Below are 19,863 nucleotides of genomic sequence, written 5' to 3' on the forward strand. Positions count from 1 at the left end.
ACTTAACCTTTTAATCCTTGCAACTCATCCGCGGTCAATGGGCGATAAGACCCTTTGGCTAAAGCTTGCGGCAAAGTCAGTTCTCCCATCCGAATTCGTTTCAAATAGGTGACTTCTTTCCCACAGGCTTTGACCATTCGTTTGACCTGATGAAATTTTCCTTCATGTAAAATAATCCGCACCTGCGAGGTCTCTGAATTCGTTTCGTCTATGATTAATTCTGCTGGCAACGTCAGCTCTCCATCCAGCATGATCCCTTCAACAAAACGCTGCTGATCCTCAGCGGTCATCACTCCAGCAATTTTAGCAAAGTATTCCTTTTCTACATGCTTTTTAGGCGATAACAAATCATGAGCCAGCTTGCCGTCATTGGTAATTAATAATAGCCCCTCAGTATCCTTATCCAAACGTCCCACTGGAAAAAGATCACTGCGATAATCGGTTGGTGAAAATAGATCCATCACGGTCTGATCATGCTTATCCTCTGTGGCACTCACGACACCAGCCGGCTTATGTAATAAATAGTAGTAAAACTCTTGATAATGTAAGATTTCACCTTGGTACTCAACCTGATCTTTCTCTGGATCGATCTGTTTTTTATCTGATTTTTCAGTTTGCTGGTTCACCTTGATCTGACCCTTTTTGATCAGCTGCTTGACTTCTTTGCGGCTACCTAAGCCGACCTCCGCCAAAAATTTATCTAAACGCATATTTTTAAATCCTCCGCCTAACTTTTCTAGTGTTCACTATAGCCAAAGGAAGAACAAGAAGCAAGCCCAGCAGTGTAACCGACTGAGCTCGCACCGCTTATTCAAACAATTGATCGATCTGACCATTTTTCAAATAGGGGATCGCTTGTCGAATTTTTTCATCTGGCCAATCCCACCATTTGAGCTGCTGCAATTTCTGAATCGTTTCCGAATCAAATCGGTGTTTGATTTTCTTCGCTGGAACACCGCCAACTACGCTATAGGCTGGAACATCTTTCGTCACCACTGCCTTTGCCCCGATGATCGCGCCATCTCCGATTGTTACACCGGATAAAATCGTTGCTTCATAGCCGATCCAGACATCATTTCCGATGATGATATCGCCTTTATTGTCCCAAGCCGAAGTCACCTGTTCTTTGTCTAACTGCTACTCTTCATAAAATAGCAGAACTGACAGCTAGCTCGTAGGCCAGAATTCATTTTTCGAAACCCATGAAAAATGAAGCTGATTCTCACTTCGCATATCATTCTGCTAAACAGCTTGACTTCTTTATCTTCAAGCATTGATAGTTAGATTTGAAGCTTTAGTTCTGCGAAAAGCAGAACTGACAACTAGCTCATTTTATGTATTCATTTTTCCAAAAAGCGAAAAAATGAGTTTTATTATCTCCGCGTATACGATTCCACTAACGTACGTGAAGTACGAAGTGGAACTCGCAAAAAAAGTACCAAGGAATTTTCCTCGGCACTTTATTGGTTACAATTATAATTTACTTGCTGCGTCTTCGTCGATGATCACTGTTACATCATCATGATTTTGTAAAACACTTGCAGGTAGATCTACAGTTACTTCACCATCGATCATGCCTTTGATTGCATCAGCTTTGTCTGTACCGAAAGCCATCAACAAGATTTTTTTACTTTGCATGATTGAGCCAATTCCCATTGATAATGCATGAGTCGGAACATCTTCAACTTTATCAAAGTAACGTTTGTTGGCTTCAATTGTTGATTCTGTTAATTCAACCACGTGCGTAGTAACATCAAATGGTGTTCCTGGTTCGTTAAAACCGATATGTCCATTACGGCCGATTCCTAATACTTGCAAGTCAAGTGGATGTTCAGCAATCACTTCATCGTAACGTTTGCATTCAGCTTCTAAATCTTCAGCTTTTCCATTTGGTACGAAAGTTTCTTTAAATGGTTTTTTGTTGAATAAATGATCGTTCATGAAGTAACGATAGCTTTGATTGTCTGATCCATCTAAGCCAACATATTCATCTAAATTTACAGAAGTCATGTCTGAAAAATCTAAATCGCTCGTTGTCATTTCTTTATATAAGGTTTCAGGAGTGCTGCCTGTTGCTAGTCCTAATACTTTTACGCCGTTTTCCATTCCATCTTTGATGATTTCAAATGCTTTTTTTCCGCCTTCGTTGGCATCTTTCACACGAATTACTTTCATGGTTAAACGCTCCTTTATCAATTTGGTATACACCAATTCTAACACCGATCAACGAATTTTTCAATAAAAATGTCTAGACCAAATTATTAAATTTCTATCATCTTTGCCTAAAGCCATTATCGTCAATTTCTGCGGGAAGGTAAAGAGTTTTCTATTCAAAAAACTCCAGAACAGAATTTCTTCTGGTCTGAAGTTCCTGACATTACTTATGAACGTTTATTTTCCACTTAAATACAAACCAATTTGGGCAATAACCGCACTACCTAGATAGGTTCCGATAAAAACAAATACCGCAACGATGGCGACTTTCCATGAAGTCTTCCGCAAATCCATCAAGCTATCCGCGACCGATAGACCAGCAAAGGCCAAAATCGGAGTAGTGATCGATAAAAAGTCAACACCCGCAATTGCTTGAACAAAAAAATCAGAAAGCAGACAGAAGAATAAAGAGGTTAAGGATACCCAACCTAAAATTGGAAAATCAGCTAGGATTTTTATATTGGTTTTCTTCACCAAGGTTGAAATAAATACGCCGATCATTGAAAAAGCCCAAAGGACAACTAAGCCTTGAATCGTGTTAAACGTAATCGGAGTAGAAGCTGGATTTTTAAGCAATTTGATTCCTTGAGTAAACAAGATCAAGCTAATACTCAGTAATAAAACTAGTGATATTTTGATGTATTCGTTAGACTGTTTCTTTTCCACGACGTGATCCTCCTGTCAATAAATTGTACATAAAACGCTGCAATGGTACCGCAATAAAGACCATTGTGTAAGTTCCTAAAAAGCTCGTTAATAATTGACTTGCAGCTGCATAGGCTGCGATCGTCGTTTCATTTTCTGGCATCAATGCGATCAATGATGAAGATGCTGCTGTCATCATACTGGCTGAACCAACACCTGAACTCATTGCTAATGCCCGATAGTCAAACCCTAGTCCAGCCATAATCGGTGCAAAAATACTAAAGAAAATTGAGCCAAATAGTGTACCAATTAAATAGAGTGACAACACGCCACGACCTTCAGCTGAATCCAATGTATATTTTTCAGAAATATACGCCAATTCCCCTTCACGTCCTAAGCCTAATGTCGCCCCGATTGCTTCTCGACGTAGCCCTAACATAAGTGCGACAGGCAGCCCAATAATAACCGTTCCAACATTTCCTAATTCTTGGAAAAGGAAAACCCAACCAACAGTCAAAATTTCTTTCAGTCTAGGTGCAACATCAGCCCCATAGCGCGCCATTAACGGCAACATAATATAGAGTAAATACTTTGCTGAAAACTGAATATTACTTTTTGAGTAGATTTTAGCAACAAGCCCCTTACGAAGCATCGGCAACCCAAACAACATTGCCAGTAACACAGAAAACACCAGTGGTAAAACCGTGATCGTCGTATTACCTAACGAAATAAACTGCATCCCAATCAACTCTGCAACAGTTACTACTACCACTACGAAACCAACTAACCACACCAATTGCTTTTTCATACATTCCCTCCGATTGAATCAATCAATTCTCTATATTCTTTAAATGAACGACGATAAAATTGGCTTTCATCCAAATTACCTGACATTTCTTTTAAAACTTCCGTCAAAAATTCTGGAAACGTCTCTAATACAAATTCTGGATCAATCATTTTAAAATCATCCCCATGAATCGTACCTTCAAAGCCCCCATAACTGATTTGGATACAAGGCATCATAAATGCTAAGTCACCAATATCACCAGCAGCAGCGATCCCACCACGATCGTCAATAATATCCGGAATCTTGTCAAACTTCGCAAAGGCCCGTTCCACGAAGCTATTTAAATAGCGATCCTGAACAAAAGGCAGGTAGCCCATCTCTGTTTCAATCGCCACTTCCCCCTCCAAAGCATAGGCACTTCCTTGAGCTGCACGATCCAATTTGCGCGCAACCTCCGGCATATACTCTAAAGTCTTACAGCGTAAATCAGTTCCGATAGTAATATGATTCGGAATCACGTTGGTCGACATATCACTGTCCATTACGATGGGATTGACTCGAATCGATTCTGTATCCTTAAATTGTTGTCGACTCAACCCGATCGCTGTATTGAATAATGTCGACATGCTGTAGGCATTGATGCCTGAAAAAGGATCAAAACCAGCATGAACTGCTTTTCCCGAAAAATGATACCGTTTGTACAAAAATCCTGCTAAATCACAATTCACTTCGATCGTCGGACGTTCAAATACCTCACCGATAGCATGAACGCAGACACCAAAGTCAATATCATCAAAAATCCCTAAGGACATTGCTTCTGGTTTACCGCCTAAGAACTGGATTTTACCAGCATCTCGAAGCTCCTTGCGAAAATCCAGATCTAAATATTCTTCTGCCGGTACAAAGATAAAGCACAGATTGAAGTCTAGCTCTTTATAGCTCTCGGTTTTAACATAATGATCGTATAAAGCCAACGCGATTGCGACTTGCGTAAAGTGGCCGCAATTATGCGCTGCTCCCGTTTCAGCATCCGCTTGAAAATGTGTGGGTGCATAAACAGCATCCAGCTCCGCGATAAAGGCCATCGTTCGTTTCTTGTCTCTTGATAAAAATGTTTTAAGCCCAGTTTCTGAAAATTTCGAAAATTCAACCGATGGATTGATTCGTCTCAATTCTCTAATCACCTTTTCTGAGGTGTGGTGTTCCTTGTAACCTAATTCTGGATGTAAAAATAAGTCCTCCGTAAATGCTTTCAAATGATCATAATACTCAGCAAACGTTGTCATCTGACTCCCCCTTAGTGTGCTTTAAGAATAAATACAAACTATAAACAGCGTATCCTTAAAAACCTCACTTCAAACTTTTTTGGCACTCCATGAAATGAAATTTCTCAACTTTGTCTATAATATCTTTTTAAAAAGAAAGAATCAAGAGTATTCCGATAAAAACACGAACTATTTTATCCTATACACTCCCAAACGTTTCTAAATTTAACCGACAGGCAATTAATTAAATGAAACTTTTTCTAAATTTTATTTGAAAAATCTTTTAATAAATTTCGAAAATTGAAATATTGTTTCGTGTTTATCACCCTCTTTTGTTACAAACAAAAAACCTCTAATACGGTTGTTTATCCGCGTTAGAGGAAAAAATTATTTTTGATATTTTGCTGATATTTCAGCGATTAATTCATCATCCTTCAGATCGGTCACTTGTTGAATCACTTCAGCTGCTGATTTTTCTTTTAACAGTCCCTGCAATTCAACACTTTGTTCATCATTCGGATCATTGTATTTTAAGACCATTCCCACTACATCTAGCAAGTTATCGTAGGCAAGTCCCCGTTCTTTTAATTCGCGTATTGGACGAATAAAACGTTCATCAAAGCCCAGCTTACGAATCGGTGTCCGTGCCACACGGCTGATACTATCGGAAATATATTTATTTTCGAAACGACTGACGATCTTGTCAATATAAGCAGAATGTTTTTCCTTATCAAAGTTCCATTTATGAACCAATAAATCCCCGGTTTCACCTAGTACCGCACGTAATTTTTCTAACACCTGTTTATCAGCGATTGCTTCATCAATTGTTTGATACCCCTCGTAGGCTCCAGTATAGGCAACCGTCGCATGTCCAGTATTGACTGAGAATAACTTCCGTTCAATATACGGCTCTAAATCTTCTACGTACTCTACATCTTCAAGGCGCAAGGCTTTGTTTTTACTTTGCGTCGCATCGATCACCCATTCACTGAAGGGTTCCACTGATACGAATAGCGGATCTTCATGATGTTGAATCGGCACAATCCGATCGACTGCCGCATTGGGGAAACCGATGTATTGTTCCACAAATGCTAAATCTTCGGCTGACAAGAAGCTTTGGACTTTTTCGAATAAAAATTGGCTACCGCCGATCATATTTTCACAGGCCACAACATCCAACTCCGCTGTGTTGCCTTCAGTACGGCGTTTTTGAATTCCTTTTGCAATTAATTCCGCGATAAACGGTAAGATATTCGGTCCAATTGCAGTGGTAACGATATCCGCTTTGCTGACTGAATCAATGACTGCCTCTGGATTTGTTTGATTGTTCAACCCATCCACATTTGAAACGTGAATTTCTCTTTGACTTTCGTCTGCGAGCTGAATCGTGTATTCGTTTCGTTCGTTCAACGCGTTGATAATCGTTTCATTGATATCAACAAAATCGATAGAAAAACCGTTTTTCGCTAAAATTTCTCCAATAAATCCACGTCCAATATTTCCGGCACCAAAGTGTGTTGCTTGCATCCTATTCTACCTCCTGAAGATAGCCAATGACTTCTTCTTTTGTTTTTGCATCTGCTAATTTCACGACATTTTCAACATCCGAGCAAAAAATCGCAATTTTTTGTAAGATATCTAAATGCTCATTTTCGATCCCAGCAATTCCGAATAATACCATTGCTACATCCTCCGTGTCATCCTTTCCAAAATGAACACCTGTTGGAACTTGGATCACTGAAATACCGCTCTTCTTCACATAGCGTTTCGCTTCATCGGTTCCATGAGGGATCGCGATAAAGTTGCCCATATATACGGAAACCAGCTTATTTCTTTCGATCATGGCATCGACATACCCTTCTTCCACACAACCAGCGTCCACTAGCAGTTGCCCGCTTGCACGGATCGCTTCTTCCTTGTTGGTAAATTCTTGGTCTAATAAAATCATTTCTGGTTGTAATTCCATTTCTATTCCCTCCGATTTTTCTAAGCTAGCGCTAATTTTCTCGAATCTCTTTCACAAATAAAGAACTCAACAACTGATAGATGATTTCTTTATTCCCAAATTTGTAAATTTCTGTGTTTAAATCACTTTCAATGACTGAACTACTAATCTTTCCTAACAAACTTTGCTGGCTCTCAGGCATTGGATCGGGAGCTAACAGTAATAATACTCGTGTTAAATCAATGCTTTTTTTATCCATCCCTTGAATCAAAAACTTCTGATCTAAGTCATAAATGGTAAACAACGGTTCTTTAACATGTACATCCGCACAATGGAACAAGGCAAAATTTGTGTTAGGAACGCCGATCGGTGCTACTAAATACCGTTTGATCACTTTGTCTGTAACAATTTCAGCATCAGTAACGATTGTTCCTTGTAATTGGTCAATAATTTCTTCTAGCGTGAGTTCAATTGTTTCCCGCGCATGGATGTTTCTGACGTCAAAATTTTGCAATAAATTATTGGCGATGCGCATCGTCTCATAAATTTCATCAAAGGCTTCGCTGGGTTCTTGTTCTGGTTCCTCCAGTGCCTCATGAACTTTGTCAGGATGAACGGTTTGGCTATATTCCTTGATCTCTTGAATCTCATCATCTAACAACAGCGGTGAAATCACTTTGTATGGCAAATTAAAACCTGGTAAAAAAACCGTCGCTAAAATTAGATCATAACTTTTATAATCCAATTGATTCATTTCTGAAATCTTTGCTACCTGTACTCTCTCAATCTCATTCAAATACTTATGAATTCGACTTTCCAAGATTCGCGCCGTACCAATCCCGCTGGAGCACAAGACTAAGGCAGATAATGCCCGACCACTTGGATGACGTTCCAGAGAAGTAGCGAAATGAATTACAACATAGCCTAATTCATCCGATGTAAATTGATGATTTGGAAAAACAACTGCCAATTCTTTAATAATCGCTGTCGTTAAGTCTTGATATTTCTCACGAATTTTTTGCAATAACGGATTATTCGCTCCTTGAAGAACAGTTAAATTTCGTTTTAAAGCTGCTGACATGTGGGCAGATAAATCATTAAAAAGCTGTTCATCTTTACGAAAATCAATCCCCGTCGTTTCTGATACCAAACGAATTAATTCCTTAATTTTATAAGAAAGTTCCACATCAAAACTATCAATAAAAATATTCTGCGGTTTCTTATAGTTCACACCTTCAAGTTGAAAAGCAAAAAAACGAACTTCTTGTGGCGGAATCGATTTTTTGAGTGTCGTTGCAACTTTGATCATGATTTGACTAGCGATTTGCATGCTTTCCGGCTTCGCTTTATTTTCCTGTTCGACTTCTACAAATCGCTCTTGTGACATTCGATCAATCGAAAGAGCTAACAGAATCAATACGCGCTGCAGCTGATTGTCCGTTACCTGTTCAAATACCTGTCTCGAAATTTGATCAAAGATCGTCCGTGCCAGTAACAAACTCGATTGACTCAATAAATTCAAGAAGAAGTTATCGGTTGTCTTTTTTTCCTCATCTAATGAATCAATAAATTGAAAAAAGTCGAATTCACTGACACCGTTATAGATCAAGTTACTTAATAATTGACGCCGTTGCTTTTCGCGACCAACGATCCGAATGCCGCGCCCTTTGAGACGCTGCAACTCCAAACGATAATCAATTAGACTTTTTTCAATTGTAGCTAAATCAGAAGTAATCGTTGCTGGACTGACTTTAAAATCGATCGCCAAGCCTTCGATCGTCTCCTCCTCATCCATCAATAATAAGGAGCAAACAATTGCACTTTGACGCTGCACATTATCTGTAAAGAGCTCCGCCTGCTTTTCGCCTAATTGCTGCTGCAGGCGTTCCAGATTTAAGGTTTCTCCCACAATTCGATAGCCTTCGCCGCGAGGTTTAATAATCTGAATATCTTGGGATTTGATGGTCTTTTCAATACTTGATATTTCTCGATAAACCGTTCGTTTGCTGACCTGTAAAATATCTTGCAATTCTTCTGGGGTGATACCATTCGGATAATCTAACAAAAGGGAAAGTATCTTTTTTTCGCGAATCGAAAAATACACAATATCTCCTCCAATAATTTCAAAAGGGTAAAAGCAGTGAGAATCCCCACTGCTTTAAGAGTAATACGATTCTTTAAAAAAGACTACTTATTTCCTTAAGTTTTGAATGACCTTGTCATATTTTTCAGATGCAACTAAATCATTTAATGGAACATGCGTTGCGCTTGGAGCTTGTTGTTCTGCCTTAACCGTTTCATCCTTAGTTGTAACAATCAACGCATTTGGTTCATCTTGCAGTGTATCAATAGAGGCCACTGTAACTGAATAATTCAACCCGTTATCCTTCAATAATTTTTTCAAAATCGTGGCACCCATATTCGCTGAGCCTTTTGTTTGATCATAACCAAAGATAATGTGATCGACCTTTGAGTAATCCGCTAAGCCTTCTACCACATCATCTGTCAGAGGCTTTTTTGTGCTGTCACCTGTTGGTTCGGCTGATAACCGTTCAACGATCTCATCATAACGTGGAGAGTTCATGAAGTTTTCCACTTGAACAAAGGTTGCGCTTGGTGCTTTTTGACTTGCACGATCATGCAGCTCTTCTTGCGTCACGATCAAAGCATTCGGATCATCACTCAAGTTGTTGATGGCTGAATTGGAAACTGGTAATCCTAAACCAGCCTTCTTCACTTTGTCTCGTAATACTGAAGCACCCATCGCACTTGAGCCCATACCGGCATCACAAGCGAAGATGATCTTGTTGATGTTGCCGAACATTTCTTGATTGTCCGCTTTTACTGCACCTTGTCCTTTTGCTTGAGCTTTAGCATCAGCTACAGCTGCTTGAGTTGCTGCTAAGTCATCTTCCTTGCTGTCAGACTTAATAATGATCATCGCTACCAAGAATGAAACTGCACATCCAACAACAATTCCGGCTAAGTTAGCAAAAATTGCATTAGGTGGTGTCATTGCCATGATCGCAATGATCGAACCTGGAGAAGCAGCAGCTCGTAAACCTGCACCTAACAATTGGAAAGTAAATGTTCCAGCAACCCCACCAGCCATAACAGCTAAGAATAAAAGAGGTTTCATCATTACGTATGGGAAGTAGATTTCATGAATCCCACCTAAGAATTGGATAATGATCGCACCTGGTGCAGAAGATTTCGCCGCTCCTTTACCAAATAGTGTGAAGGCTAATAAGATTCCTAGACCTGGTCCAGGATTTGCTTCTAATAAGAAGAGAACTGATTTTCCAGCTTCTGCTGCTTGTTCAATTCCTAATGGTGTCAAAATTCCGTGATTGATCGCGTTATTCAAGAATAAGATTTTTGCTGGTTCAATAAAGATATTTGCTAGTGGTAACAAGTGCATATTGATGATTGCTTCAACACCAGCCGCCATCATATTTGTTAATGAGCCAACAACTGGTCCAATAGCGTAAAAGCCAACAATTGCTAATACAAAACCGATTAATCCAGAAGAAAAGTTGTTAACTAACATTTCAAATCCAGCTTTGATTTTATCTTGGAAAGCGTCATCAAATTTCTTGATACACCAACCGCCTAACGGTCCCATCATCATCGCACCGATGAACATCGGTACTTCCGAACCAACGATAACACCCATTGCTGCGATCGCCCCAACAACTGCACCACGTTGTCCATGTACCATGCTACCACCTGTATAAGCGATTAATAATGGCAGTAAATAAGAAAGCATCGGGCCAACTAACGTAGCAAGTTGTTCATTTGGAATATAACCATCTGGGATGAATAAGGCCGTGATTACACCCCAAGCGATAAAGCCTCCAATATTTGGCATGACCATTCCTGACAAATGACTCCCGAGACGCTGGACTTTTGCCTTAAGTCCACCCTTTTGTCCAGTAGCTTGCATTTCCATTTCCTTTTCCTCCTTAGAAATAATATGAAATGATTTCGTTTACATATTTATCTTATATCCTGCGGTATCCGCTTTCAAGAAATAGAAGATAGAGCTTTGGCACAGAAGTTTGTGCCAAAATTAAAATGCCCTTTGCTGCAAAGCTATTTGATAAAATCATTATTACTTCTACTTAATATGAAGGCTGGAATAATTCTGAGCATTGGTTCTCTGAATTATCGTTCACAGCATGTGATTTTCGTGATATGTCGGAATAAAAAAAGACAGATCAATGGTTGACCTGTCCAATAATGATTATTTTGATTATCGTTTGAAAATATTTTTCATTCCTCTTTTTATCACATCTAAGAAACTAAGTGAGCGAACCATACGGCTTGGATCTACATACTTACGAATAGCCCTTAAAACTTCTTTTGGTTCTTTTGAAGCAAAGGAATACGTTCCGTTTTTCTTTGTCTGAATCGCATAACGAGGAATTTTTTTCCCTTTGAACATTACTGAAGCGATCACATAGTCGACCTCTTCCCAAGGTATTTGAATGAAATTGTTCGCATCACGTTCATTATAAAATTCAAATCCTTTATCACCAACCATAATTTTTCCGTAATCTGTTAAACCTTGATACGAAGTTGCTTTCACGACTAAATCCACTTTCGTATTGAGTGATTGAACCATTTGATCTACTCCATTTCTATGCAGCAATTACTATGAATAATTTACTATCTCTATTTTATGTAAAAAATGCCCGGGAATCAACCCGAGCATTTATCCAATGATTACATCAATCCGATTAAGTGGAAGACAATACCAACCACGAATAGTCCAAGAATGACAACAATTGGAGAAACTTTTTTCTTAAGTAACCACATACATAATAGTGTTAGCAATAAGCCAGAAAGTCCTGGAATCAATGAATTCAAGTTATCCTGTAAAGTAGTTACTTTTGAGCTATCCAATGAAAGTCCACTTGCCTGTTGAGTTAAGGCTTCTTTAATACCTTGTGCTCCAGCAGGTAATTTATCCCATTCAATGTAGGCACCTTTGTCTAATTTAACAGTAGACACGACTGGCGCCCAACTGATTGATACCCATCTATTAACCAAGGAACCTAGAATAAACATCCCTAGAATAGAAGCACCTTTTGTAATATCTTGTAAAAGTCCACCTGATAAGTCATCAGTGATACGAGAACCCGCTTTGTAACCAAATTCTTGTGTGTACCACATGAATGCCATACGAATAATATTCCAACCAACAAAGTAAATGATTGGTCCAAGAATGTTTCCGCTGATTGCTAGAGAAGCAGCTAATGCACCTAAGATAGGTTTAACAGTGAACCAGAATACTGGATCCCCAATACCTGCCAAAGGTCCCATCATACCAACTTTAACCCCTTGAATTGTTACGTCGTCAACTGGCGCGCCATTTGCACGTTCTTCTTCAAGCGCTAAAGTAACCCCGATGATTGGTGAAGCAACATATGGGTGAGTATTAAAGAATTCCAAGTGACGCGTTAAAGCTGCGGCACGATCTTCTTTTGTTTTGTATAATCTTTTGATCGCTGGGATCATTGAGAATGCCCAACCACCATTTTGCATACGTTCATAGTTCCATGACCCTTGAATGAAGGTCGAACGCATCCAAACAGAAATACGATCTTTTTTTGTTAATTTAACTTGTTCTGCCATTTTCGTGTTCTCCTCCTTCTTAGTAGTTATCGATGATATCGCCTAATGGGTCACCAGTATTTGAACTTCCTCCGTTACTTGAACCGCCTTGTTTAGAAAGAGCCAAGTAAATTAAAGCAAGAGCTACACCGATAGCACCAAGACCGATAAGAGTAATTTCAGAAATTGTCGCTAATACAAAACCAATTGCGAAGAATGGCCATACTTCACGAGTAGCCATCATGTTGATAACCATTGCATAACCAACGGCAACAACCATACCACCACCAATTGCTAAACCATCTGTTAACCATGCTGGCATAGATTCTAGCAAGCCGCGTACTGGACCTTCACCAACAGCTAAGATCAACGCTGCAGGGATTGCGATACGAACACCTTGCATTGCAATAGCAATAATGTGCCATAATTCAACCATACGAATGTTTCCATCTTTAGCAGCAGCATCCATTAAATGTACGAACGCAGTTGCGATAGTACGACAGATGATTGTTAATAGCAAACCAGCTACAGCTAGAGGGACAGCAATTGCGATAGCTGAAGATACTCCAGCACGACCTTGTCCACCTAATACTAAAATAATTGCAGATGCGATAGATGCTAATGCAGCATCTGGCGCTACAGCTGCACCGATATTTGCCCAACCTAAAGCGATCATTTGTAATGTACCACCTAAGATTACACACGGTACTAAGTTACCTGTTACCAAGCCGATTAACGTACATGCAATAACTGGTTGATGGAAATGGAATTCATCCAAGATACCTTCCATACCAGCTAAAAATGCTACGATAACGACTAAAATCATTTGAATAATATTTAATTCCATGATTATTAATCCTCCGTTTTCTTCTGATAATTTGGACTATTCTTACTTATTAAGCTCTTCTTGAGCCTTTTTAAGGATTTCATCCATGTTGCCTTTTGAGTCATTTGGCACTTTACGTACATCAAACTTGATTCCTTTAGCTTTCAACTTATTGAATGTATCAATATCATCTTGACTGAATGCTAACACCTTGTTTGGTTGTACTTTACCAGGTGAGTGAGCCATTGATCCAACGTTAATTTCTTTCAAATCAACGCCGCCTTCGACTGCTCTAAGAGCATCCTGCGGATTTTCAAAAAGAAGCAATGCTTTTTGCCCACCAAAATGCTTGTCATCTTTTGCAAGCTCAATCATTTTGTTCACTGGCACCACATGAGCTTTTACACCTGGAGGAGCAGCTTGTTGGATTAGTTTTTTACGTAGTTCATCTTTTGCAACAGCATCAGAAACAACGATAATACGAGTTGGACCAGTTGTTTTAGTCCAAGCAGTTGCCACTTGTCCATGTAACAAACGAGAGTCAATACGAGCTAATACATATGAGAATTTACCAGGTGCTCCAGCATTTGAAGTTTGAGTAGCTGCCGCAGCAGGAGCTGCTTCAGCAGGTTCAAGTTCTTCAGGACGAATTCTAACCCCTTCTTTAGCTGTACCCAAAATATGCGCAGCGATTTCATGTGCAGATTCCATTGAAAAACGTGAAGCATAAGCTTCGATCAACATCGGTAAGTTCATACCAGCAACGATTGCCCATGTGTCTTTGTGTTCTTCAAACAAACTATTAGCTTGATTGAAAGGAGTTCCACCCCAAAGATCGACTAAGAACAATACTTCGTCTTGGTTTTCGAAAGAGGCAATTGCTTCTTTCATTTTTGCTTTAACGTCATCAGGACCTTCACTCGGCATCAAAGTTACTGCTTTGACATTTTCTTGTTCTCCAAAGATCATCGCTCCAGATTGCAAGATACCGTTAGCGAATTCGCCATGACTAGCAATGATAATTCCTACCATCTTTTTACCTCCTATTAGTATTGTTACAGCTCAAAATATAAATAAGTTCTTAAAAAACCTGTAACCAAAATTAAGTTATTGCAGCATCTTTTCTTTTTTGATTAATTGCATCAGATCTGTTTTTCGGTCTTTCGGCACTTGACGTATTTCCAATTCTACTCCTGCTTTCATTAACTCAAGAAAAGATTCAACGTCTTTACTATCTACAGAAATAAAATTAGTAATCATTTTTTTGCCTTCGTCGAATCGCATACCGCCAATATTGACCGATTTCAAATCAACACCTGCTTCAACGACTTCCACCACATCTTGTGGGGAAGCAAATAACAACATAACCTTCATCCCATCAAACAATTGATCTTGATACACTTCAACCAGTTTTCTTTTTGTGACGACATTGGACTTGATTCCTGGTGGCGCGGCTTGTTTTAGGAGAAACTTACGCAACTCATCGTTCGCAACCTCATCACTAACCACTAAGATTCGTTCGATCCCTGTTGCCTTGGACCAAACTGTCGCTACCTGCCCATGAATCAAACGATCATCGATCCGAGTGAGTCGAATATCCATTACCATCCCACCACCTCCTGCAATTACAAGGCTCAGATGCTAAAAGACTTGTGCTACATTATTGAGTACAGTATTGCATAAGTACTCATCTATAATAAAGCAAGTACCGTGCCAAAATACACTAGCAAGAAATTCTTTATTTATCACCTTTATAAACAATACACAAAAAAGGATACAGTATACTGTATCCTTTTTTGTGTATTGTTTATACGCTAATTTCTTCATTGTTTTTCAGTAATTGATAAATATAATATCGCTCAGATGTCGGAATCGTGATCCTGAGCTGACTTTCTAATTCATTTAATCCCCGATTCATCACTACATTATCGGTAACATTCTGATAAGCCCGCTTGGATTCCTCATCAATCTTAAGCGGCTGTTGTAAAATCCCTCGTTCGATCGTTCCAGCCATATGCATCACAAAATTTACCATCAAGGCATACTCAGATGAATCGCCAGCACTCGCTATAATTGTTTGCGCTAAATGCCAGAGCGGATCAATGAGTTTGTTCGGATTGATGAAAGTAAAACTTTCCTCCATAAACTTTATACACAATTCTCGCGCCTTATTTGCATCCAGCACAACTTCTTCCTGCTCAGACAAATCATTCTCGAGCAACAGCTCATCTAAAATCTGATCAGCCTTCTGATTGATAAATTTTTCCATTGGAATATAGGGAGCGCCAACTTTTGGATCCATGATCCCTGTCGTTGCCAAAATCTTATATTCCTCTTTAAAAGCGGGGACCTTAGTTTTGATGTCTGCAACAGCCAAGGTTAATACATCGATATGCTTTAGATTCCGTTGCTGCAGTGGCCGTTCAATGATTTCCTTCAAACGCTGGGCGGTTCCCTCACCGGAAGCACAAATGGCTAAAATCGCTTGTTTTTCCTGTAGCTCTTCTTTTTCCGGCATAACATGACCATAACCGCGGAAGCCTTGCAATGAGTCATATAACTCATCCACCCCTGAACCTAATACACTCGATTTTCGGGCTGCCTCGATCAATAAGGGCGTTGTAACCATATCTAATGTACAAACTTCAATTCCAGTGTCTTTTCGAATTTCTTCATTAAAAGTAGCTAAGGAACCCATGTCTACCATGATTAAAACTCCGCTGCCCTCATCAATTTGAGTTACCGCTTCACGCATTTTCTCATAAGCCACTCGCGGATGCATGTCTAAGGGCATATCAACCGCAATAATATTGGAAACATCCAACAGTTCACGAACTACTTGAGCCATCGAGGTTGCCGTACTATTTCCATGAGCCGCTACAACCACACCAATTTTACCGGAGGATTGATCTTCTCGCAACGAAACTAATAATACAGTTAAGTAGTAGTCTTCGCTATCAGGAATAACCACTTGAAATTCTTTTTCAACCAATCGGCGAATTTCACGAGCAACAGCAAATTCAGTCGGATAATCCTTTGCCATCTCCCGAATATTGGCATTAGTCTCGCGTGTTTCTCCCACATGAATCTTTTTCAAAAAGGAAGAAATATGGAGACTCATCGCGTAAATAAAATTTTGCTGGAAATGAGTCTCTAACCGTTCACCAACCAATACAGCAATTTTATTGCTGATCTCAATAACATGTCTATCAACAAATTCAGTCAAGCGAGTCTCTGTATCAAAAGTAAAACCGTGATCTTTATAAAATGATTTCAAATGAACATTGATGTCGGTAGAAATGAAATGATTGATTGTTTCTTGATCAAGACCTTCTGTTTTTAACAGCGCGGCTTTATCACCAATAATGTCATAAAGGTTATAAGGCAATTCATACGTATCTGTTTTGATCAACTCGTCAATCTCATTCGGCGTCACCACCATCTCAGGTTCAAGGTAAGGCGAGATATCAGTTGACTTGATTCGATCAGCAGATAACTGAACCAACCCTGCTTTAATTCCCTCTGTTAAATCATTCAAGGTAATATGAATCTCCTCTTGCATCATATGATTCATAAACCCGCGGGCACAAATCAGCTGAACATTTGATTTCAACTGGCCAACGTTTCCGTAGGATACACTACCTAATAATGCCTTTACAACATCTTCTGTCAACGTGATCTTCCGTTGAATCCGATTTGCTTCCATCGCCACCATTACACGGACTAAGTCCAACTGCTCAGCAGCTGGTCGACTACCAAACGCAGGCATTTGGATATTGATCGGGATACGTCGGACAAAGGTATCTAATAATGCAGAATGCGGATCTTCTGTTGTTGCTCCAACAATTCGAACATTCGCAAAGCGGTTCTTCCCAGTTTCACCAAGGCGGCTGTAAGTCCCATGATCCATGAAATAAAAAATCATTTCCTGTCCTTCGGGCGGTAGACGATGAATTTCATCTAAGAAAAGCATCCCTCCGTCTGCTTGCTGAATCAGTCCGTCTTTTTCGGTATCCGCACCAGTAAAGGCTCCTTTTTCGTAACCAAATAAATGACTCATCAATAATTCTGGGTTGTTGGCGTAGTCCGCACAGTTGAAAACAACCAGCTCACGATCGGCTTCCACGACCCCTTCTGTTTGAGCGAACTGAAACATAGCATGGGCAAAAAAAGTTTTACCTGATCCTGTTGGTCCCGTAATCAAACAATTTAATCCTCGAGGCGGATACAAAATTGCTGCTTTGGCTTGTTCTACCGCATTACGCATACTTCCAGCAGAACCAATAATTTGAGTAAATACATTGCCGGTATTTTTAGTAAGAATCTTTTTCTCCGGCGGTTCCACAACACGTGTGTGCGTCTTAGGGACTTCTGCATCAAACGACGTTGCTGTTGATTGGTTCGAAACAAAATAGCGAACAGGTCTACCTTCACTTTTGCCTAAATGACCTTCCTTAACAAGAAGATTTAAATCTTTACTGGCATTTGTCCGTTGAATATCCAATGAATCCGCTACATCTTTTGTCGTTACATTTGCATTTTCTGAAACAAAGCGATAAATGCGGTCAATCCGTCGTTCCATTCAGTCACCTTCTTTATTAGTGTATTCCATATAATCAATCATCTATAGTTTTTATTAAAAAGTCAAACATTTCGATACAAAATAATACACTATATTTTTGAAAAATGAAAGTTTTAGGGTTTTTACTTCGATTGATCTTAAGCACATTTAAATATTTTCCTCGTTTCTTTGTCACATTATTTTATTTGTGCCGAGTTTCTTCTATTATAATAGAAGATAACTATAGTTCTTTTTCGAAATGAAAAATTAACAATTTATTCTACGTAGTTATTATTTGATAGATTTTCATTTCTTTCGATAAGAAAAGCGGAGGTTTATCTAGATATGCTGCTGCAAAAAAAGGGCTTTCTCATTCATTAAGCGTAGAGTAGAAAACTGATTTCGAACACCGGCCCTTGGGTCGGTGTTTTACTTTCAGCTTCCCCTCATCAAACCGTACGTGAAGTTTTCCTTCATACGGCTTTCCGACACTCTTCATCATGTACATTATAGAATCAATCGGCTGCTAATTTCTTTAGCTTACCCTCTAATAGACTTACGACAACTTTTCGGTTCCTATATTTGAATTTTTGTCGTTTTGTATTGTAGTGGATGATTAGTAAATCTCTGATATACCAGTCAATCTTCGCTAACCACTTACGAGATAGCGGAGTGGTGAAATAGTAATTTCTCATTCCTACAATCTTACGATTGAGTCCTTCCACAAAATCTAAGGTATCTAGATACAGTTTATTTCGTGGAGAAATGGTTGCTTTAAAGGTTTGTCGCATTTTCTTCATGGCTTTCTTGCTAGGCACATGTTCAAGTGTATAAATCACTTTCCCGTGTTTCCGTCTCTTGGGAAATTTTCGATGATGGAATCCCAGAAAATCAAATCCTTCCGAGTCGTCCCATAGATTGACCAAACGACTCTTTTCTGTATTCATTTCTAGTTCCAGTTTTTCGAAGATTCCTTTTAGAGAACGGATGCTTTCCAGAGCCATCCCTTTTCGTTTGCACATGATTACCATGTCATCTGCGTATCGTATCAGTGTTCCTAGATGAGAACAGTGCTTTTCCCATAAGGTGTCCAAGTAATTCAAGTAAATGTTCGCAAGCAGCGGACTGATGACGCCTCCCTGTGGCGATCCGACGGTTGATTCATGGAATTCTTTTCCTTCCATTACGCCAGCTTTTAACCATTGACGAATCAAAGCTAATAGCCGTCGATCAGAGATTCGTTGTTCTACTAATTGCATCAACTTTTGGTGGGAAATGTTGTCAAAATAGCCTTTGATATCGACATCTACTACCCAATACTTTGTTTTACTTTCTTTCCTGATCACTTTCAGCGCTTGGTGTGCATTCCGTTTGGGTCTAAAACCATACGAACAATCTTTAAAATCCACTTCAAAGATAGGTTCCATCACTAATTTTGTTGCCTGTTGTACCACTCGATCCTCGATCACGGGAATTCCAAGTGGTCTCGTTTCCCCATTCCCCTTGGGAATGTATACTCGTCTCACTGGTTGAGGCACATACTTTTCTTGTTTCAGTTTTACATACAAGTCATTCAGAAACTGTCGTTCTCCGATGGTATCCACGATGTAATCAATGGTTTTTCCATCGATTCCGCCACTTCCTTGGTTCGCCTGTACCTTCAGCCAAGCTAATTTGAGTACGTCGGGACGATAAATCTTGTCATAGAGTGCATGAAACTTGCGATTTGGTTGTTCTTTGGCACATTGATATAGAACCTGTCCAAAAGCATCCACTTTTTGTTTCAACATGGTATTAGTCATATTTCGGACATTCATGTATGAACGCCTCCTTTCAAATTCGTTAAGTGAAGTAGAGGTCCTTTCCTACACTAAGTTGTGTTGTCTTAGTGATCATTGGTACTATGACCTCCTCCGACTCCCTTCCATCTAGTCCTCATTTCGGCATCTGCCTTATAGATTCCTACGTTACCTTTGACAGGTGATGGGGAGGGTCTCCCCA

At 39.5% G+C, this 19,863-nt stretch carries 16 protein-coding genes and 1 pseudogene; all 17 read right to left on the minus strand.

Annotation, left to right across the window (positions count from 1 at the left end):
- Positions 1-2 precede the first annotated feature (2 nt).
- The gene (locus IGI44_RS12200; protein ID WP_438787975.1) at positions 3-710 is read right to left on the minus strand and encodes a pseudouridine synthase; all 708 of its coding nucleotides are present in this window, start codon (positions 708-710) and stop codon (positions 3-5) included.
- 97 nt (positions 711-807) lie between these two features.
- Positions 808-1,086, minus strand: a pseudogene (locus IGI44_RS12205) (CatB-related O-acetyltransferase); the annotation flags it as partial.
- A gap of 387 nt (positions 1,087-1,473) precedes the next feature.
- Positions 1,474-2,175 (minus strand): glucosamine-6-phosphate deaminase, encoded by a 702-nt coding sequence (gene nagB, locus IGI44_RS12210; RefSeq protein WP_438787976.1) that lies wholly within the window; start codon positions 2,173-2,175, stop codon positions 1,474-1,476.
- A 216-nt stretch (positions 2,176-2,391) separates the two neighbouring features.
- The gene (locus IGI44_RS12215; protein WP_438787977.1) at positions 2,392-2,880 is read right to left on the minus strand and encodes a hypothetical protein; all 489 of its coding nucleotides are present in this window, start codon (positions 2,878-2,880) and stop codon (positions 2,392-2,394) included.
- Positions 2,861-3,667: a DUF3100 domain-containing protein gene (locus tag IGI44_RS12220; RefSeq protein WP_438787978.1), complete on the minus strand. Its 807-nt coding sequence runs from the start codon at positions 3,665-3,667 to the stop codon at positions 2,861-2,863. The genes IGI44_RS12215 and IGI44_RS12220 overlap by 20 nt, the downstream gene beginning before the upstream one ends.
- Positions 3,664-4,932, minus strand: a complete 1,269-nt coding sequence (locus IGI44_RS12225; RefSeq protein ID WP_438787979.1) for a M20/M25/M40 family metallo-hydrolase — start codon at positions 4,930-4,932, stop codon at positions 3,664-3,666. The genes IGI44_RS12220 and IGI44_RS12225 overlap by 4 nt, the downstream gene beginning before the upstream one ends.
- A gap of 366 nt (positions 4,933-5,298) precedes the next feature.
- Positions 5,299-6,438 carry a mannitol-1-phosphate 5-dehydrogenase gene (locus tag IGI44_RS12230; RefSeq protein ID WP_438787980.1) on the minus strand — a complete coding sequence of 380 codons (1,140 nt, stop codon included), beginning with the start codon at positions 6,436-6,438 and terminating at the stop codon, positions 5,299-5,301.
- 1 nt (position 6,439) lies between these two features.
- Positions 6,440-6,877 (minus strand): PTS sugar transporter subunit IIA, encoded by a 438-nt coding sequence (locus IGI44_RS12235; protein ID WP_438787981.1) that lies wholly within the window; start codon positions 6,875-6,877, stop codon positions 6,440-6,442.
- Positions 6,878-6,908: 31 nt separating this feature from the next.
- The gene (locus IGI44_RS12240) at positions 6,909-8,960 is read right to left on the minus strand and encodes a BglG family transcription antiterminator (protein WP_438787982.1); all 2,052 of its coding nucleotides are present in this window, start codon (positions 8,958-8,960) and stop codon (positions 6,909-6,911) included.
- An 87-nt stretch (positions 8,961-9,047) separates the two neighbouring features.
- Positions 9,048-10,808 carry a PTS mannitol transporter subunit IICBA gene (locus IGI44_RS12245; RefSeq protein WP_438787983.1) on the minus strand — a complete coding sequence of 587 codons (1,761 nt, stop codon included), beginning with the start codon at positions 10,806-10,808 and terminating at the stop codon, positions 9,048-9,050.
- Positions 10,809-11,111: 303 nt separating this feature from the next.
- A complete protein-coding gene (locus tag IGI44_RS12250; protein WP_438787984.1) occupies positions 11,112-11,483 on the minus strand; it encodes a DUF956 family protein in 372 nt (123 codons plus the stop codon).
- A 101-nt stretch (positions 11,484-11,584) separates the two neighbouring features.
- Positions 11,585-12,496 (minus strand): PTS system mannose/fructose/sorbose family transporter subunit IID, encoded by a 912-nt coding sequence (locus IGI44_RS12255; RefSeq protein ID WP_438787985.1) that lies wholly within the window; start codon positions 12,494-12,496, stop codon positions 11,585-11,587.
- A 19-nt stretch (positions 12,497-12,515) separates the two neighbouring features.
- Positions 12,516-13,322, minus strand: coding sequence for a PTS mannose/fructose/sorbose transporter subunit IIC (locus tag IGI44_RS12260; RefSeq protein WP_438787986.1), 807 nt, complete (start codon positions 13,320-13,322; stop codon positions 12,516-12,518).
- Between the two features lie 42 nt (positions 13,323-13,364).
- Complete coding sequence (locus IGI44_RS12265) at positions 13,365-14,333, minus strand: mannose/fructose/sorbose PTS transporter subunit IIA (RefSeq protein ID WP_438787987.1); 969 nt, start codon at positions 14,331-14,333, stop codon at positions 13,365-13,367.
- A gap of 75 nt (positions 14,334-14,408) precedes the next feature.
- Positions 14,409-14,903, minus strand: coding sequence for a PTS system mannose/fructose/N-acetylgalactosamine-transporter subunit IIB (locus IGI44_RS12270; protein WP_438788993.1), 495 nt, complete (start codon positions 14,901-14,903; stop codon positions 14,409-14,411).
- 205 nt (positions 14,904-15,108) lie between these two features.
- Entirely contained in the window at positions 15,109-17,883 is a 2,775-nt protein-coding gene (locus tag IGI44_RS12275; protein ID WP_438787988.1) for a sigma-54-dependent transcriptional regulator, read from the minus strand.
- A gap of 494 nt (positions 17,884-18,377) precedes the next feature.
- Positions 18,378-19,679 carry a group II intron reverse transcriptase/maturase gene (ltrA, locus tag IGI44_RS12280; protein ID WP_438787989.1) on the minus strand — a complete coding sequence of 434 codons (1,302 nt, stop codon included), beginning with the start codon at positions 19,677-19,679 and terminating at the stop codon, positions 18,378-18,380.
- Positions 19,680-19,863 lie beyond the last annotated feature (184 nt).

This window comes from Enterococcus sp. DIV0756 (assembly GCF_051710745.1).
Taxonomy (GTDB): domain Bacteria; phylum Bacillota; class Bacilli; order Lactobacillales; family Enterococcaceae; genus Enterococcus_A.